The organism is Paenibacillus sp. NPDC058898 (assembly GCF_049316025.1).
In the GTDB taxonomy this organism is placed as follows: domain Bacteria; phylum Bacillota; class Bacilli; order Paenibacillales; family Paenibacillaceae; genus Paenibacillus_AQ.
The window spans coordinates 117,193-134,127 of sequence record NZ_JBMOSM010000011.1 but is presented as its reverse complement, the minus strand read 5'-3'; the positions used below and the strand labels follow the sequence as shown (position 1 = coordinate 134,127).

Annotated in this window: 14 protein-coding genes; 10 read left to right on the top strand and 4 right to left on the bottom strand. The window is 49.2% G+C overall.

What is annotated here, in order from left to right:
• Positions 1 to 147: 147 nt before the first annotated feature.
• The 7 genes from ACOZB4_RS25230 to ACOZB4_RS25200 all read left to right on the top strand — a co-directional run bounded on the left by ACOZB4_RS25230 (position 148) and on the right by ACOZB4_RS25200 (position 9,826).
• Positions 148 to 1,683 (top strand): sugar ABC transporter ATP-binding protein, encoded by a 1,536-nt coding sequence (locus tag ACOZB4_RS25230; protein WP_422759694.1) that lies wholly within the window; start codon positions 148 to 150, stop codon positions 1,681 to 1,683.
• The gene (locus ACOZB4_RS25225; protein WP_379407304.1) at positions 1,655 to 2,665 is read left to right on the top strand and encodes an ABC transporter permease; all 1,011 of its coding nucleotides are present in this window, start codon (positions 1,655 to 1,657) and stop codon (positions 2,663 to 2,665) included. Before ACOZB4_RS25230 ends, ACOZB4_RS25225 begins: the two co-directional genes overlap by 29 nt.
• Entirely contained in the window at positions 2,662 to 3,690 is a 1,029-nt protein-coding gene (gene yjfF / locus ACOZB4_RS25220) for a galactofuranose ABC transporter, permease protein YjfF (RefSeq protein WP_076324818.1), read from the top strand. Before ACOZB4_RS25225 ends, yjfF begins: the two co-directional genes overlap by 4 nt.
• Positions 3,691 to 3,762: 72 nt before the next feature.
• Positions 3,763 to 4,809, top strand: coding sequence for an ABC transporter substrate-binding protein (locus ACOZB4_RS25215; protein ID WP_379407303.1), 1,047 nt, complete (start codon positions 3,763 to 3,765; stop codon positions 4,807 to 4,809).
• A 131-nt stretch (positions 4,810 to 4,940) separates the two neighbouring features.
• Positions 4,941 to 6,713 carry a sensor histidine kinase gene (locus ACOZB4_RS25210; protein ID WP_379407302.1) on the top strand — a complete coding sequence of 591 codons (1,773 nt, stop codon included), beginning with the start codon at positions 4,941 to 4,943 and terminating at the stop codon, positions 6,711 to 6,713.
• A 15-nt stretch (positions 6,714 to 6,728) separates the two neighbouring features.
• Positions 6,729 to 7,931 (top strand): response regulator transcription factor, encoded by a 1,203-nt coding sequence (locus ACOZB4_RS25205; protein WP_422759693.1) that lies wholly within the window; start codon positions 6,729 to 6,731, stop codon positions 7,929 to 7,931.
• On the top strand, positions 7,928 to 9,826 hold the full coding sequence (locus tag ACOZB4_RS25200) for a substrate-binding domain-containing protein (protein WP_379407300.1): 1,899 nt from the start codon (positions 7,928 to 7,930) through the stop codon (positions 9,824 to 9,826). Before ACOZB4_RS25205 ends, ACOZB4_RS25200 begins: the two co-directional genes overlap by 4 nt.
• A 123-nt stretch (positions 9,827 to 9,949) precedes the next feature.
• Here ACOZB4_RS25200 and ACOZB4_RS25195 read toward each other — a convergent pair whose 3' ends face one another.
• Positions 9,950 to 11,329, bottom strand: coding sequence for an aldehyde dehydrogenase (locus ACOZB4_RS25195; protein ID WP_379407299.1), 1,380 nt, complete (start codon positions 11,327 to 11,329; stop codon positions 9,950 to 9,952).
• 97 nt (positions 11,330 to 11,426) lie between these two features.
• Here ACOZB4_RS25195 and ACOZB4_RS25190 point away from each other — a divergent pair, with 97 nt between their 5' ends.
• Positions 11,427 to 12,335, top strand: coding sequence for a metallophosphoesterase (locus tag ACOZB4_RS25190; RefSeq protein WP_379407298.1), 909 nt, complete (start codon positions 11,427 to 11,429; stop codon positions 12,333 to 12,335).
• Positions 12,336 to 12,570: 235 nt separating this feature from the next.
• On the opposite strand, the gene ACOZB4_RS25185 is transcribed toward ACOZB4_RS25190, so the two are convergent.
• Both ACOZB4_RS25185 and ACOZB4_RS25180 read right to left on the bottom strand, forming a co-directional pair.
• Positions 12,571 to 13,380 (bottom strand): histidinol-phosphatase, encoded by an 810-nt coding sequence (locus ACOZB4_RS25185; protein ID WP_379407297.1) that lies wholly within the window; start codon positions 13,378 to 13,380, stop codon positions 12,571 to 12,573.
• Positions 13,381 to 13,433: 53 nt separating this feature from the next.
• A complete protein-coding gene (locus ACOZB4_RS25180) occupies positions 13,434 to 14,336 on the bottom strand; it encodes a LysR family transcriptional regulator (RefSeq protein ID WP_071222421.1) in 903 nt (300 codons plus the stop codon).
• 418 nt (positions 14,337 to 14,754) lie between these two features.
• On the opposite strand from ACOZB4_RS25180, the gene ACOZB4_RS25175 reads away from it, so the two are divergent.
• Complete coding sequence (locus ACOZB4_RS25175; RefSeq protein WP_076324811.1) at positions 14,755 to 15,213, top strand: chemotaxis protein CheX; 459 nt, start codon at positions 14,755 to 14,757, stop codon at positions 15,211 to 15,213.
• Between the two features lie 89 nt (positions 15,214 to 15,302).
• Positions 15,303 to 16,076 carry an SDR family oxidoreductase gene (locus ACOZB4_RS25170; protein ID WP_339267951.1) on the top strand — a complete coding sequence of 258 codons (774 nt, stop codon included), beginning with the start codon at positions 15,303 to 15,305 and terminating at the stop codon, positions 16,074 to 16,076.
• 11 nt (positions 16,077 to 16,087) lie between these two features.
• On the opposite strand, the gene ACOZB4_RS25165 is transcribed toward ACOZB4_RS25170, so the two are convergent.
• Positions 16,088 to 16,921 (bottom strand): nucleotidyltransferase domain-containing protein, encoded by an 834-nt coding sequence (locus ACOZB4_RS25165; RefSeq protein WP_379407296.1) that lies wholly within the window; start codon positions 16,919 to 16,921, stop codon positions 16,088 to 16,090.
• Positions 16,922 to 16,935 lie beyond the last annotated feature (14 nt).

Here is a 16,935-nt window from a genome sequence, read left to right as displayed (position 1 = left end):
CGTAGGCTCCACTTTGTGGGGTTATTTTGCATGCAATGAAAGAATACGAAAGACCGAAATGCTTAAAAAAAGACTCATTATTCTAAATACAATCCGACCTTCGACTTTCTAAAATTAGGTAGTGAAGGAAAGAAAGAGGGTGAGCATATGGGTTCTGATATTCTTTTAGGAATGGAAGGAATCAAGAAGGAATTTCCCGGTGTGGCGGCTTTATCGGAAGTAGACTTTTGCTTGCGGAAAGGGGAGATTCACGCGCTGATGGGAGAGAACGGAGCGGGTAAATCCACCTTAATCAAAGTGCTGACCGGGGTTTATAAAAGGGACGCCGGGACGATCAAACTTCGGGAACGGGAGATTCATCCCAACTCCCCACAGGAAGCTCAACAACTCGGAATCAGTACGGTTTATCAAGAGGTTAATCTTTGCCCGAACTTGTCCGTTGCGGAAAATATCTTTGTCGGAAGGCAGCCCCGCAAATGGGGCATGATTGACTGGAATACGATGCACCGTCTTAGCGAAGAACTGCTCGCAAGGCTTGATCTGCATATTGATGTAAGACAGCAATTGTCCATGTATTCGGTTGCCGTTCAGCAGATGGTGGCCATTGCCCGGGCAGTGGATATTTCCAGCGGCATTTTGATTTTAGACGAACCGACCTCAAGCTTGGATGCGAACGAAGTCAAGCAATTGTTCTCCGCTATGCGCAGGTTGAAAGAGGAAGGTATGGGTATCCTGTTCGTTACTCACTTCCTTGACCAGGTGTACGAAGTAACGGATCGCATCACGGTACTCAGAAACGGAACGCTGGTCGGTGAATTTAAGACGGAGACGTTGCCAAGAACAGAGCTTGTTTCCCATATGATCGGCCGGGTATGGGATCCCGATGAGCAGTCAGAGGAAAAAGCCGATACACCAAATCAGACCAAGGTATTCCTTCAGGCGGAGGGACTTAGCAAAAAAGGCTCTATCCAGCCGTTTGACCTGACTATTCATAAAGGAGAGGTACTTGGTCTCGCCGGACTGCTTGGATCAGGCCGGACGGAGGTAGCGCGTTTGATATTCGGGATCGACAAGAGCGATACCGGGGTGCTGGAGCTCGAAGGAGAGAAGATCACCGCGATGTATCCACAGAAAGCGATTAAGCGCGGACTCGGATTCTGTCCGGAGGACCGCAAGGTAGAAGGGATCGTCGGCGAACTCACCATTCGTGAGAATATCGCCTTGGCCATGCAAGCGAAAAAAGGATGGTTTCCTTTCATTCCGGTCAAAAAGCAAAGAGATATGGCTCAGGAGTACATCGATATGCTCAACATCAAAACGCCTGGCACAGAGCAAAGGATCGATAACTTGAGCGGCGGCAATCAGCAAAAGGTGGTTCTGGCAAGATGGCTGGCGACTGAGCCCAAGCTGCTTATTCTCGATGAGCCAACCCGGGGCATCGATGTGGGTACGAAAACGGAAATTCGCAAACTGATCTTCCGGCTGGCCGTTTCCGGCATTTCTATCTTGATTATTTCCGCTGAACTGGAGGAATTGGTCAATTGCTGCAACAGGGTTATTGTCCTGCGCGACCGCATTCAAATCGGCGAAGTGACCGGTGCAGAGATGAAGGAGAACCGGATTATGCAGATGATCGCGGAAGGAGCTGAAGTATTTGCGAAATCTGGCAGCGTCGGTTCGTAAGGCGGCCCGTCACAAAATAGTGTGGCCGCTTCTAGCTCTTGTTATTTTGTACTTGATCAATTTGATCGTTGTGCCAGGCTTTTTCAAAGTCGAGATCATCGATGGCCACCTGTATGGCAATCTCGTGGATGTACTTAACCGCGGTACGCCGCTCATTATTATGGCTATCGGAATGACGCTCGTGATTGCAACAGAGGGGATTGATATCTCCGTCGGTTCCGTGCTGGCCATCGCCGGCTCAATGGCCATCTTCATATTGGAAGGCAGTCCCCTATGGGTGGCGATACTGACTGCGCTGGGGATTGGATTGCTCTGCGGTTTATGGAACGGGATGCTGGTATCGATTCTGGGTATCCAGCCGATGGTGGCAACCCTCATTCTGCTTACAGTCGGCCGGGGGATCGCGCAACTGATTACCAATGGACAAATTCTAACGACGACGAATGATCGTTATGAATATATCGGCAAAGGGCATCTGCTTGGGATTCCCTTTGCGGTTTACATCGTTGCCGCCGTATTCATTCTGGTGTATCTGCTGAAGACAAAAACAGCGTTCGGATTATTTCTGGAATCCACCGGGGCCAACCAAAGATCCAGCGAGTTCGCCGGTGTCAAGCCGCGAGTGATCTTTATGACGGCTTACGCGATTTGCGGATTGCTGGCAGCAGTGGCCGGTATCATCTACAGCTCCAACCTGAGCAGTGCAGATGCGAATAACGCTGGCTTATGGTACGAGCTTGACGCAATCCTGGCGGTTGTAATCGGCGGCACTTCCATGCGCGGCGGGCGATTTTTCCTCGGCGGCACCGTAGTCGGCGCGATTTTCATCCAAAGCCTGACCACGACGATCTATTCTCTTGGCGTTCCACCGGAATCGATCCTGCTTGTCAAGGCAATCGTTGTCATTCTTGTATGCTTGATCCAATCTGATGTGTTCAGACAAAAGCTAATTTCGATCAAAAGGAAGGTGACTGCGTCGTGAAATCGCTCCGGTTTCGAATTAGCAGCAACAATATCATTATATTGGCGACGCTGCTCCTTCTAGTCATGCTGTATGGAACAGGATCGGCGATGTACAATGGGTTCTTCTCCTTGCAAGTATTTCTAAACTTGTTTATTGATAATGCGTACTTAATCATCGTAGCAACAGGCATGGCTTTCGTCATTATTACCGGCGGCATCGATTTATCGGTAGCCTCCGTAGTCGCGCTGGTCAGCATGATGTCCGCTACGCTGCTTAATCAAGGCATGAACGCATATCTGGTCATGGCCATTTCGCTGTTGATCGGGATAACGTTCGGCGCCGGCCAGGGGTATCTCATCAACAAATTCGGGCTCCATCCGTGGATCGTTACGCTCGCCGGGATGTTTCTGGGCCGGGGGATCGCTTATTTGATCGGAACGGAGAGCATCGTCATTTCCGACGCAATCTATACACAAATTTCCAGTTATAAAATTCGCTTGTCCGGGGACAGTTTTATTTCGATCAGTGTCGTGATCGCCCTGTTATTCGTTCTCACAGCGATATTCGTCGGCCGTTACAGCGGTTTTGGCCGGGCCGTTTACGCACTCGGCGGCAGTGAACGCTCGGCTGTACTGATGGGCCTTCCGGTAGCCGGTACCACGATTGCTGTCTACACGTTAAGCGGTTTTTGCTCCGCGCTTGGCGGCATCGTATTTACTTTTTATATGCTGTCAGGCAACTCCCTGCATTTGATGGGGATGGAGATGGATGCCATAGCAGCCTGCGTCATCGGTGGGATATTGCTGACCGGCGGGTTCGGTTATTTGGTCGGTCCGATGCTGGGCGTGCTCTGTACTGGAATGATTCAGACGATGATTATCTTTCAGGGAACGCTCAGCTCGTGGTGGACGAAAATTGCCGTCGGATTCCTCCTGTTTCTCTTCATGGCCTTGCAAAGACTGATTGTGATGAAGAAGGAAAAGGCGGCCGGAGGCAAGATCAAGATAGTTCGGAAAATAGCAAGGAATGACGTAAAAATGTAAATACATCCAAAATTCAAATCGTTATAGTGAAGTTGCATCAGAACTTAATCTTATAGGGGAGGAACAAGGAACATGAGAACAAACAGAAGAAGTCTTCTGCTCACCTTGCTTATGATGGTGATGGTTGTTTCCATCTTTGCGGGCTGCAGCAGTAACAATCCGGGGAAAGACGCAAATGGGGGAAACAGCACTCCTGCGAACGAGCCTGCGAATGCAGCGCCGACGGATAAACCTGCGGCAAAGAAAATCGTCCTGGGCTTCGCGCAAATCGGCGCAGAGAGCGGCTGGCGTGATGCCGAGACTGCATCTATTAAGGAAACGTTTGATAATGACCCGAACTTTGAATTGAAATTCTCCGATGCGCAGCAAAAACAAGAGAATCAAATCAAGGCGATCCGCTCTTTCATCGCTCAAAAAGTAGATGCCATCGGACTCGCTCCGGTTGTTGAATCCGGCTGGGAAACGGTGTTAAAGGAAGCCAAAGACGCCGGCATTCCGGTATTCCTGCTTGACCGCAGCATCACGGCAGGCAATGAAGATCTGTACACCTCCTTTATAGGCTCCGACTTTGTACTTGAAGGCCAAAACGCGGCCAAATGGATGCTTGACGAGTTAGGCGCAGACGCGCAAGTAAATATCGTACAGCTTGAAGGCACCGTCGGCGCGAGTGCGGCGAATGATCGTAAGAAAGGCTTTGAAGAGGCGATTGCAGGCCATGCGGGGTACAGAATCGTTTACTCTCAAACCGGCGATTTTACTAGGGCCAAAGGCAAGGAAGTTATGGAAGCTTATCTGAAAAAAGATAAGAACATTCAAGTCGTATATGCTCACAACGACGACATGGCGCTTGGCGCAGTTCAAGCCATCGAAGAAGCAGGCCTGAAGCCGGGTACCGACATCAAAATCATCGGCGTCGATGGCATTAAAGGAGCCTTTGAAGCGATCGCTCAAGGAAAAATGAACGTTACGATAGAATGCAATCCGCTGCTTGGACCACAATTGAAGCAAGCGATACTGGATTTTAAAGAAGGCAAAGAACTTCCGCGATGGATTAAGTCTGAAGAAGACGTATATTTCGGACAAAAAGCGATCGATGCACTTCCAAACCGTAAATACTAGCGTTCTTTACATTATTGTTAACGAATAATATCAATGTGAAGCTGCGAAAGAGTGAGTGGCTCTTTTGCATTTTCACATTTTGCTTTATGATAAGGATCAAACCTTTTGACATATTTTGATAGAATGGGCTGATGCTTTTGCGTATTGGTTTCATTGCCAATCGAAGCATACGATTCAAACTGCTCCTATATTTCATCTTTATAATTTCGCTGTCTATCTTAACCTTAGGCTTTTTGGGGAGTTATCTCTATAAGAAATCGATTGAAGAAGAGATGAATTCCCATACGATCCAGATGATGAATCAAGTCAAAAATCATATCGAGGCCTATTTGAAAGAGATGGATAACATCGTCGATTATTTGGCAGGTGAAGAAGCAGTTATTGAATTTATGCGGGCAGGCGAACAAGATCGGGCAAAATTGGCTGAAACCGGAGCCGAGGTGCAGCGGAGGGAAGCGATCTTCGAAAGGCAGCGTTCCGAGATTGCGGGTATCCTGACCGTCAGCCGGAATAATGCCTCTGCTAGCAATACGATGGAGCGAATTCAGCGCGACCCGCTGACGGAAGAGCATTGGTATCAGGCCGCGGTTAGCAATCCGGATACCCTCCACTTATTCAGCCATCCGATCGGACGGAATATCAAACTCATGCAAAACATAAGCGCAGATCAGGTACTGTCCGCTGTGAAGGCGGTGAAAGACCCGGTAACGGACGAAATCATCGGAGTTGTGATGATCGATATGAAGCTTGATTTCATCCGGAGCATCGTCGAATCGGTGTCTCTTGGCAAGAGCGGATTTATATTTATTATGGATGAAATGAACGGGGTCGTATATTCACCGGTAAATCGAATCGTCTATCGAATTTCAGGCGAGTGGCTGGGTGGTACGACAGGCAGTCTGGTTAAGCCGATCTTTGGTCGTAATTACCAAATCATCTATAACACATTCCCGGATATCGGTTGGAGAATCGTCGGGGTCATTCCACTCAGCGAATCACTTAAAGTCGTGTCTGATTTACAAACTGTTACCGTGATCATTGCGATGGTGACCTTGTTTTTTGCTTTTATCGCTTCATGGTTCTTTACCAATTCGATTGTACGACCTGTCGGTAAGCTGCGCAGCTTGATGCGAAAAGTTGAAGAAGGGGAATTAAATTTAAGGTTTCCCGGCAGGACGAATGATGAAATCGGACAGCTCGGCAACAGTTTCAATAAAATGGTAGAAGAAATCGAAAATTTGATCAACATGGTTTATATGGAACAGAAAGAAAAACGTGAAGCAGAATTGAAAGCGCTTCAAGCTCAAATCAAACCACACTTTCTCTACAATACACTGGACACCATTCAATGGATGGCGCAGGATCGAGATGCCCAGGATATCGTCGAATTGATCGTTGCCTTGACGAATCTTTTTCGGATCGGTCTTAGCAAAGGAAATGAGATTATTCCGCTAACGGATGAGCTGCAGCATGTCGAAAGCTATTTGGTGATCCAGATGGCGAGATATGAAGATAAACTGGATTATGAGATCCTGATTTCCGATGAAATCAAGCGATACCGTGTTTTGAAAATTATTTTGCAGCCGCTCGTGGAAAATGCGATATACCATGGGATCAAGACCAAATCAGGCAGGGGGAAAATCGTGATCCGCGGCTTTAAGGATGACAGTGGCTTGCGATTGATTGTTGAGGATGACGGGGGGGGCTTGCCGGAAGATAAGCTGATCCAGTTGAGGGAAGATATGCGATTTACACGGCAAACCGGCAGGGAACGGGGCTATGGGCTATTTAATGTGAACGAAAGAATCAAATTGTCCCATGGTCCCGAATACGGAATATCCATAAACAGCGTTCCGGGACAAGGAACTGTCGTTGAAGTAAGGCTGCCATTAGTGAATACTTAAATGGGGGATATGGTCGTGTGGAAGCTGTTAATCGCCGATGATGAACCGAAAATTCGCAGAGGGTTAAAGAAAGTTCTGCCCTGGGAGGAACTGAACATCCAGGTAGTTGGGGAAGCCGAGGACGGCCGGCAAGCACTTGATTTGATCAATCATTTGAAACCGGATATTTTGTTTGTCGATATCAATATGCCCTTTTTTAACGGACTCGATTTGTTAGAGAAAATGAAGCAAGCGCTGGAGCGCTGCGTAGTGATCGTGATTACCGGCCATGACGAGTTTGCCTATGCCCAGCAGGCTTTAAAGTTGAAAGTTTTCGATTATATTTTGAAGCCGGTGGTAAGGAACAAGCTCGAATCGGTAGTGGCCAGGGCCATTGAAACATTAGAGAATACCAGGCAATATGAGGAGCATCACAAATGGGTGGATTACCAGCTTAAATCCAATTCAATCCTTATTCGCGATAAGTTTCTGGTGAAATGGATCGATCATTTGATGGGTGAGGATGAGGTGCGGAAGAACCTTGATTTTTTTGGGCTGCAGCTCGGACCAACGCTCGGCATCGTGCTGCTGAAGGTGATGAGCCATCTGGATACTGGCGCCACACACCGCGCTTGGGACCGGGAACTGCTGGAATTCGCCGCAAGAAACGTGACCGAGGACGTTGTCCGATCTGAATCCGCAGTTGTCTTGAACGATGCGAAAGGTCAAATCATCGTACTCGTTACGATAACTGAAGTTATGGATTGGCCGGCGCTGGGCGATAAAATTCAACAAAGGCTCGAAACGATTCTCGAAAAGGTGGTTTTACTTGATCAAAGTGCAGTAGACGATGGAATTGCCGGAGTTCCGGCGGCATACCGGAGATTGGGAGATGAGCTGACAACGAAAGGAAGTTTATCCCCGGTCGTTGTGCTGGCCAAAAGGTTCATCGACCGCAATTATCACCAGCCGGAGCTGTCCTTAAGCGAAGTGGCGGACGGGGTGCAGGTGAGTCCTGCGTATTTAAGCAAACAATTGAAGCGGGAGTTGGGATTGTCCTTTATCGATTATTTGACCAAAGTCCGGATTGAAAAGGCCATTCAGTTGATGAACGATCCTGCAGCAAAAGTATACGAGATCGCCGAAATGGTCGGTTATAGCAGTCAGCATTATTTCAGCAACACCTTTAAAAGAATTACCGGCACCGCCCCGTTGATATACCGGAAAGGTCAACGATGATGAGACGTTCATTGTGGAGCTGGGGCAAATTGTTTGTGATCGCTCTGTTGTGTATTTTAATTTGGCACTACATACAGGGTAGCGGCAGGGAAGCCGGTAACGACGTTCGATACTTGATCGGCGTTTCCCAACCGAATCTGTCGGAGCCCTGGCGGGTGGTTATGAATGATGAAATCCGCAAGGAGGTGGAGCGCCGAGGGGATGTGCGCGTGATCTTTACAGATGCCGCCCAGAGCAGCAGTCAGCAGGCGGATGATGTGAAGAATCTGCTTGAGTACGGTATCGATCTGCTCATCGTTTCGCTTGACGATCCGGTGGCATTAACGCCGACGATTAGTGAGGCTTACCGCAAAATTCCCGTCATTGTCATGGGTCGGGGCGTAACCGGTTACGATTATACGCTTTATATCGGAACAGATAACGAGATGATCGGCAAGAAAGCAGGCGAATTTGCCCTTGAAACATTGGGCCCGGCCGGCGGGAGCATAATCGAGGTGCAGGGGCTAAAAGGATCGCCCAGCGTTGAAGAGCGCAGCAAAGGGTTTCGCGAAGCGTTGGCGGAAAGCTCGAACATCGAAATCACTGCAACGTTCAATGCGGATTGGCAACGCGACAAAGCCGAGGATCTGCTGTCAGAGTGGTTCGCTGCAAATCGCGGGGTCGATTTGGTGTTCGCGCATAATGAAGCGATGGCGCTCGGCGCTTATCGCGCCGCACATCATGCAGGCTTGGAAAATATCGATATCATAGGTATTGACGGGGTTAATTCGGAAAACGGCAGCTTCAAGTTAATCTCGGAAAACCGGTTGACGGGCACATTCACAAGCCCTACCGGCGGCAAAGAAGCAGTCAATTATGCCATTGACATTTTGAACAAAGAGAAAGGCATTCCGAAGAAAGTGATTTTGCGGAGTCAAAAAATTACTGCCCAGACGGAACTTTCGGTAAAAAATTCAAATCCGGCTAAAGATCGAAGCGATCTGGAGAAGCCTGAAACAAAGAAACAGGATGAGGGGAAGTCTATTGTGCTTGGCTTTGCCCAGGTCGGTACCGAAAGCAGCTGGAGGCTGGCGAATACGAAATCGGTTATCGCCGCCGCCAAGGAGGCGGGTATCGAGCTTCTTTACGATAATGCGGAGCAATCGCAAGAAAAGCAGATCGAAATTATCCGCCGGTTCATTAAACAAAAAGTAGATGTCATCGCCTTCTCGCCGAAGACCGAGACCGGCTGGGAGGACGTGTTGCAGGAAGCGAAGGAGGCCGGTATTCCGGTCATACTGTCCGACAGGGAAGTGAATGTAAGCGACGATACGCTCTGGACGGCTTATATCGGCTCGGACATGATCGATGAGGGACGAAGAGCGGCACGCTGGCTCGCCGGCGAACTGACTGGGCAGAAACGTTATCACATCGTTGAACTACAAGGCACAGAGAAATCTGCACCCGCGGTAGGCCGTAAGAAAGGCTTCGAGGAAGTGATCCGTCAGCACGACAATTTCGAAATACTGGAATCGTATAGTGGAGATTACACCTTCGAGGACGGCAAGGAGATGATGGAGAGCGCACTGCAGAAGCATGGGAGTCTTTTTGATGTCGTATACTCGCACAATGACGACATGGCGCTTGGTGCCATCCAAGCGATAGAAGAATACGGACTTCATCCGGGGAAGGATATGGTCATCATTTCAATCGATGCGACGCGCCCGGCGTTCCAAGCGATGGTTACGGGCAAATTGAATATGGCCGTCGAATGCAACCCGCTGCTCGGACCCCAGCTCATGAAAGCGGTGCGGGATTTAATGGAGGGCAAGGAACTGCCGATGAAGATCATCACCTCAGAAGGCGTGTTTTCCCAGGAAACAGCAAAGCGAGAGCTGCAAAATCGGGAATTTTAACAAGCAGAAAACGACACAAGCCCAAAGAAATAGGGCACGTGCGGTTCGATAAGGGGGGAGCCATGAGAGTGGCTCCCCTACTTTATATTAGCAAATGGAAAGTGAGCGAAGTCTTAGTTAAGACTAAGGTTTCATCAGCTTTTTCAGAATGCCGAGCCCGTTCTTGGAAGGGTAGCGGAATTTAAAATCGAACCGGTTGGTTTGCTTGAGCACGCTCTTCTTATGGGAGAAGGTATGGAAGCTGTATTCCCCGTGGTAGGCGCCCATTCCGCTCTCACCGACACCTCCGAATGGAAGGAAGGGAGTGGCCAGATGCATCAGCGTATCGTTAACACATCCCCCGCCAAAAGAAACCGAGGAGAGTACATAATCCTGAACGTCTTCATTCTCCGTGAACAAGTAAAGGGCGAGCGGTTTGGGACGGTGATTAATCGCCTGGACAGCTTCGTGTATATTCTCGTAAGTCAGAATTGGGCACAGGGGGCCAAAAATCTCTTCTTCCATGACTGGCATATCCCAAGTGATATCGTCCAGCACGGTGGGCTCGATGAGCAATTTTTCCTTTGAACTGTTCCCGCCATGGCGCAGGGTTCCGTTGTCCAGAAAGCCGGACAGCCGGTCAAAATGCTTCTCCGAAACAATGCGCCCATAGTCGGGATTGGTTAGCGGGTTCTCGCCGTAGAACGAAGTGATGGCGTCTTTCAGGTGCGCGATGAACTTCTCCTTCACCTTGCTGTGTACGAGAACATAATCCGGCGCGACGCAGGTTTGGCCGGCATTTGTATATTTGCCGAATGCGATACGTGAAGCCGCCAGGGCCAGGGGGGCATCCTCGTGAACGATACATGGGCTTTTGCCTCCAAGCTCTAGCGTCACCGGGATCAACTGTTTGGCTGCGGCTTCCATGACAATTTTGCCGACATGGGTACTGCCGGTAAAGAAGATATAATCCATCGGCTGCTCCAGCAAGCTCGTGCTTACCTCGGGTCCTCCCTCCACCGAAGCTACATATTGCGGCTCAAACGTCTCCGTGATGATGGACGTAATGAGTCCGGATACGTTAGGTGTCAGCTCGGAGGGCTTTACAATTGCGGTGTTTCCGGCGGCCAAAGCTCCGATCAGTGGAGAGATGGCCAATTGCCAAGGATAATTCCAGGGAGCAATAATCAGTGCCGTCCCGTAGGGCTCAGCGTAGACCATTCCCTTGCTGCCTACATGCGTCAGTGCGGTTTTGACACGCTGCGGCTTGGCCCAGCGCTTCAGATTCTTTATGACAAAGGAAAGCTCCTTATAGACAATCCCGATCTCAGTCGTGAAGGCCTCCTGCTTGCTTTTGTTCAAGTCTTTACGAAGGGCCTCCATGATATCGTTTTCCCTGGCAATCAGTACTTGGCGGAGCTTGGTCAACTGCTGCAGTCGGAAATCCACTTCCTTGGTGATGTCTTTATGAAAAAAACGCCGCTGATCTGAAACTAATGCTGTGATTGAATCGTTATCAGTCATACGTAAACCCCTTTCTCTTGCTATTCCATATATATGAATAACCGTAAGGCCGTTAAAACTTGTACTCTTTTATTATTATATAGGAGGAAGTCCACCTATGAGAAATCCATCCTCGTCTACTCCCCATGGCACAGTCCAGGACGGGGCAAAGCGAGACGTCATGCAGACGAAGATGACGCGCCGCCAATTTCTGAAGATCGGTGTTTCCGCCGTGGTTGGTGTTGGCGCTGCAGGCGGAGCTTACGCGTCTTTATGGGAGCCTCATCAATTGGACATTACGAGACGGACATTGGCGCTTCCTTCACTGCCTAAGGCTTTTGATGGGATGAAGGTCGTTCAGTTTAGCGATTTGCATCTGGGCTTTCACACCGGGGCAAAAGACGTGGCCCGTGTGGTACAAGCGATTCAAAATGAGAAACCGGACATGATCTGTTTCACAGGGGATATGGTGGACGGTAACACAGAGGATATGAGGGCCGCCATTCAACCGTTCACCGAGCTGAAGGCCCCTCTCGGCTTATTTTCTATATTGGGTAACCATGATTACAAAGATGTGGAGACACTGATTTCTATGGAGGAAGAGGCCGGATTTCAGGTGCTGCGGAACACCGCCGTGAAGCTAAGGCGGGATGGTGCTGTCATCGCAGTGGCAGGTTTGGATGATGCATTCTGGGGCCAGCCGGATCCGGCAGCAGTCATTCAAGATTTACCAGACGGAATGTTCAAGCTGCTGTTGATGCACGAGCCGGATTATGCTGACACAACTGCAGCCCATTCATTCCATCTCCAGCTGTCGGGACACAGCCATGGGGGCCAGATCCGCTTGCCCTGGATGGGAGAGGTGATCACGCCGCCCGGGGCAAAGCGTTATGTGCAAGGCCTATATACCATCGGTTCACATGGAATGCCGCTCTATGTAAATAGGGGAATCGGCACGACGCAGCTGCCTTTTCGTTTCTTATGCAAACCGGAGCTTACCGTGCTCACTTTGCGCTCAATGGCATGAAGGGAATGAAATCTGTGATCTGAACATGTCAAGAGGAGAGGTTCACTTGGAATTTGTTACACAAATGAAATATACCTGTTATCAAACTCTAACAGCCGCGGGTTAAACTTATCACATGACCCCCTTTTGAGAATATATATTATGTTTTGGACCCGGTAACGGGTCCACTTTTTTTTGCCTATTTTGCTGTGCTTCCTATGTAAATGCAAAAAAACAGAAGGAGGGTGTACCCCCTTTAAAGAGGTACGGTCACCTTCTGTTTTTGTTCGAAATATACCCACTCCGTGTATCCGATTTCTTTGAGCACTTTGGCCACTTCGTCAAATTCATCTCCGACCCGTGACGGTTTGTGGGCGTCGGAGCCGAAGGTGACGTCAACGCCGTGATGGTGCGCGACCTCCAAGATGGCGCTCGATGGATACCAGCCGCCGCACAGCTTGGTTTTGCCGGAAGTGTTGATCTCGATCGCCAGGCCTGATTCCGCGATGACTTTCAACGTTTCCTCGATCGCTTCGTCGGCCTTGATTTCGGAGAACAGCGGATAATTGCCCTTCATGGCATCCATATGGGCGATGATCTGGAACATTCCGCTTCGCGCGGATTGGCGGATCAGATTGAAGTATTCCTCTTTATCGGCAACCTGCTGCTGCTGCGTCAGGTTCTTCCAGCGGTTTTTATTGAAGATGCTGACATCCCTGACGTGATGGATGGAGCCGATGATGTAGTCAAAAGGGTAGGCATTTAATGCCTGCTGATAAACTTTAGCATGATTCGGAAAATAATCGGATTCAATGCCCAGCAGGACTTTGATTTTACCTTCATATTCCCGCTTTAAGTCCAGAACTTCTTGTACGTACTCCGCAAAGTCCCTTTTTGCCATGGAGATGGCTGGAAAGGGCTGCTCTTCCGGGCTTCCAAAGTATGGAGTGTGGTCCGAGATTCCAATCACCTGTAAATCTGCCGCAATCGCAGCCTCGATATAATCTCGAATGTTGCCGTCTGCGTGGCCGCAGCGGAAATGATGGGTGTGCAGATCAAATTTCATGTTGACCTCCTTCATATCGCTTGTTTGGTTATTATTCTAGGTTTGATGTGGCGTTATTCGCTGCTGATGAACTGTGTCTCGGGCATGCCCTTCAGATCACTGAGGAATTGACGCATAGCGGAGCTGACGTATCGTCCGCTCTTATAGATTACGCCGACAGGGTGGCTAACTTCAAGCTCGCTCAGGGGAACAATCTGCAGGGTGCCGTTGCGCAGCTCCGTCGCGACGGACTGCTTCGATATAATGGCTGCGCCCAAATTGATCTCGACCATCCGTTTAATTTCTTCACTGCTTGACAGTTCCATGACAACCTGCGGCTCAATGCCGTGCTTCTTCATTACGTCATCTGCGAAGCGGCGGCCGACGGTGTCACGTGTTAGCAGAATAAGGGGGGTTCCACCCAGCACATCCATGCTTGCCGTGGAGAGTTTGGCTAGCGGATGCTGAGGGGATACGACAAGCTCAAAGGTATCGTAGTACAGAATGGATGTGCTCAAGTTGGGATTGCGCTCGATCAGATAACCGATCCCGATGTCGATGAGCCCGTTCTCTACGCTGTGATAGATTTGTGATGAGGCCATGGATTGAATGGTTGTTTTAATATGAGGGAATTGATCCTGGAAGTAGGAAAGTACCCGTGGCAGGATCTGAATCGCTATGGAAGTGGTTGTACCCAGCTGAATATGACCCTGGGGAGTTTGATCAAGGTCGGATAGCCGCTGCTTCAGCTCATCCACGATCCCGAGGATCTGTTCGGCATGGTCCACGAAGACCTGCCCCCGGTCGGTTAACGTCACGGGCTGACTCCGGTCCACCAGCACCGTTTTAAATTCTTCTTCCAGGCTCTTGATCTGGGCGGATACCGCCGGTTGTGTCAGATTAAGAAGCTCTCCCGCTTTGCGAAAGCTCATCGTTTTGGAGATGGTAATAAGCGTTTCCAATTGGCTGATGTTCATAGCCTTCCTCCTTACTTGATATATTCTTCCGCTCATCTATCGCGTGCAATCTGTATTATTTAAATTATAGGTTATTCTTCCCGGTGGAGCAATGAAGGGAGCAAACCTGGTGGTTTTCGGCCGAAAAAATGAAAAACATTTTAATTTCCATTTAATTATTATTAAAAGATGGGGAAACCTTCCGATAATAGTAAAGTAGACATAGAACAAAGGTGAGACCAAAGGCCCGTTTAAGCGAAAGGAATATCTTCGTACTAAAGCGTTTCAAGCGATAGCTGACATGGCAAGACAGTTGTTGGAATGAGGACTGTCGCTATTTTGTGATGATTTATTACAAGGTATCCATTATAATGTTTAAATATATAGGTGGGACTTTGGGACCCTGACCAACAACCCAGTGAAAGGGGCGTAATGAGGAATGAAAGCGGAAGTCATCAATCCTTTTTTAGAGTCCGCACGACACGTGATCGAACAAGTCATACAGGTTTCACCTTCCACGGGGAATCTTGGGGTCAAAGAGATCGGATATTTGGAGAATCATATCTGGATCCAAATCGGCATGACAGGCCAAATGAACGGTGACATTGTATTTGGAATTCAGGAGCAGGTAGCCCTGCAGATGGTATCGGTGATGATGGGCGGCTATGTCATTACCGAGATGGATGAGATGGGACAAAGCGCGATTTCAGAACTCGGCAACATGATCAGCGGCAATGCCAGCACCATTTTATCGAACCAGGGCGTCAGCGTGGATATTACGCCTCCCAAAGTAATGAGATCGGATAGCACATCCACTCTTATTCAGAAGAAGGCACTTTGTATTCCGCTGAGAATGGAAGGAATCGGAGAGCTGGATATTCAAGTCATGATTTCATAAAATAGGAGTAAACCCAATGGCCGTGTATGTAAGGCTCTTTAATGATAAGGAATCAAGAGCTGTGCCGGCGAAGAAAGGGATATGAAATCATGCTGAAAAATAAAGTTATCGTCGTTACGGGAGCATCCAGCGGAATCGGCGCCTTGATCGCGGAGAAGCTTTCTGCGGAAGGAGCATACGTGGTTCTGTGCGCCCGTTCGGCAGAACGTCTGCAGGAGGTGGGTGCGCGAATACCAGGCCCCCATGAGCTTGCAACCATGGATGTTCAGAGCCCCGAGCAGGTGCAGTCTGTCATGGAAGGCCTTCTTAGCCGCCATGGCAGAATCGACGTGCTGATTAACAATGCCGGCTACGGCAAGTTCGAAGCTGTTATGGACATGCGTCAAGAAGAGTTTCAGGACATGATGGACGTCAATTATATGGGCATCGTGCGCTGTACGCAAGCCGTGCTGCCAGGGATGCTGAAGCGGGCTGACGGCCAAATCGTCAACATTGCGTCCATGGCCGGAAAAATCGGAACGGCCAAATCCACCGCCTATTCGGCCACCAAGCATGCCGTGCTTGGGTTTAGCAATTCACTCCGGCAGGAGCTGCGGAACACGGGCATAACCGTATCTACTGTAAACCCTGGCCCCATTGATACCCCGTTCTTTTCCTTGGCAGATCCGACAGGCGGTTATGTCAATAATGTGAGCTGGTTCATGATGAAGGCCGAGTATGTTGCGGAACAGGTCGTGAAGCTGGTGAAAAAGCGCAAGGAAGAACTCAATCTTCCGAGGCTGGCCTCACTGGGCATAAGGCTGTACCAGTTGTTTCCAAGGTTTGCAGACCGCGTGTCTTACAAATGGATGAATAAGAAATAACGGCTGCGGCGCTACAACGCTTCAGTTTCGGCAACAAGCTCCTGAAGCAGCGCAGTGGCTTGTTTTGTTTTTTCTGTATCTGAGGAGAGCAGTGTGATTACCTGATCCAAGCGTTGCTTGTAATTGGCCGGCTTGATGGGAAAGGTTTCGATCATGGCTACCGCACGCTTCTCATTGATGCAGTACAACTCATTTTTGGCAAACAGCACTTGATTCAAGCACGAAATGCAGCGGAAGCAGTGACCGGTAACATAAGTGATATCATCGCTGGCAGCTGTTTTATCCGCAAACATCAAGGAGAAGGAGGCTTCGAAGGTAAAGAAGCCAACCATCGCATCCTTTAATGTTTTTGGATAAGGAACCGTTTTGGCTTTCAAGGTCTGTATTCGGTTATCCGAATCTGAGAGTATACGACAAATCGCAAGTTCCCCCATATACATCACATTCAGATAGGCATGCGGATGTCCGGTTTGGTAATGGGCTGACACCAAGCCTGCGGAACAGTCGTCGATGATGCCGGACACGCGGTGTACATCACGGAATAAGAAATCCACATGATAACCCTCGATCACTAACCATCCGCCCCCGTTAACCCAGGCACCCCATTCGCCTAATGAAGTGATAATCCCATCCCGATGCTCGTCATCTAATTTCTGCGCCACCCTAGCGATGTTCTCCACCTTAAATCCTTGTGATTCATCGTAATAAATGCCGATATCGATATCGGAATCCGGTTTGGCGGTTCCTTTGGCTCTGGATCCCCCGAGTACGACCCCTATAACGCCGGGCACCTCCCGAAGTTCTTCTGTTATCCGCTGGATTATACGATCAACTTGTGAAGTCATGTACCTTCTCCTCC

What these genes read in the sequence shown, in the direction of transcription:
- ACOZB4_RS25230 (WP_422759694.1), top strand. Translation starts at nt 148, where the DNA reads ATGGGTTCTGATATTCTTTTAGGAATGGAAGGAATCAAGAAGGAATTT.
- ACOZB4_RS25215 (WP_379407303.1), top strand. Translation starts at nt 3,763, where the DNA reads ATGAGAACAAACAGAAGAAGTCTTCTGCTCACCTTGCTTATGATGGTG.
- ACOZB4_RS25210 (WP_379407302.1), top strand. Translation starts at nt 4,941, where the DNA reads ATGCTTTTGCGTATTGGTTTCATTGCCAATCGAAGCATACGATTCAAA.
- ACOZB4_RS25200 (WP_379407300.1), top strand. Translation starts at nt 7,928, where the DNA reads ATGATGAGACGTTCATTGTGGAGCTGGGGCAAATTGTTTGTGATCGCT.
- ACOZB4_RS25195 (WP_379407299.1), bottom strand. Translation starts at nt 11,329, where the DNA reads ATGACTGATAACGATTCAATCACAGCATTAGTTTCAGATCAGCGGCGT.
- ACOZB4_RS25190 (WP_379407298.1), top strand. Translation starts at nt 11,427, where the DNA reads ATGAGAAATCCATCCTCGTCTACTCCCCATGGCACAGTCCAGGACGGG.
- ACOZB4_RS25185 (WP_379407297.1), bottom strand. Translation starts at nt 13,380, where the DNA reads ATGAAATTTGATCTGCACACCCATCATTTCCGCTGCGGCCACGCAGAC.
- ACOZB4_RS25180 (WP_071222421.1), bottom strand. Translation starts at nt 14,336, where the DNA reads ATGAACATCAGCCAATTGGAAACGCTTATTACCATCTCCAAAACGATG.
- ACOZB4_RS25175 (WP_076324811.1), top strand. Translation starts at nt 14,755, where the DNA reads ATGAAAGCGGAAGTCATCAATCCTTTTTTAGAGTCCGCACGACACGTG.
- ACOZB4_RS25170 (WP_339267951.1), top strand. Translation starts at nt 15,303, where the DNA reads ATGCTGAAAAATAAAGTTATCGTCGTTACGGGAGCATCCAGCGGAATC.
- ACOZB4_RS25165 (WP_379407296.1), bottom strand. Translation starts at nt 16,921, where the DNA reads ATGACTTCACAAGTTGATCGTATAATCCAGCGGATAACAGAAGAACTT.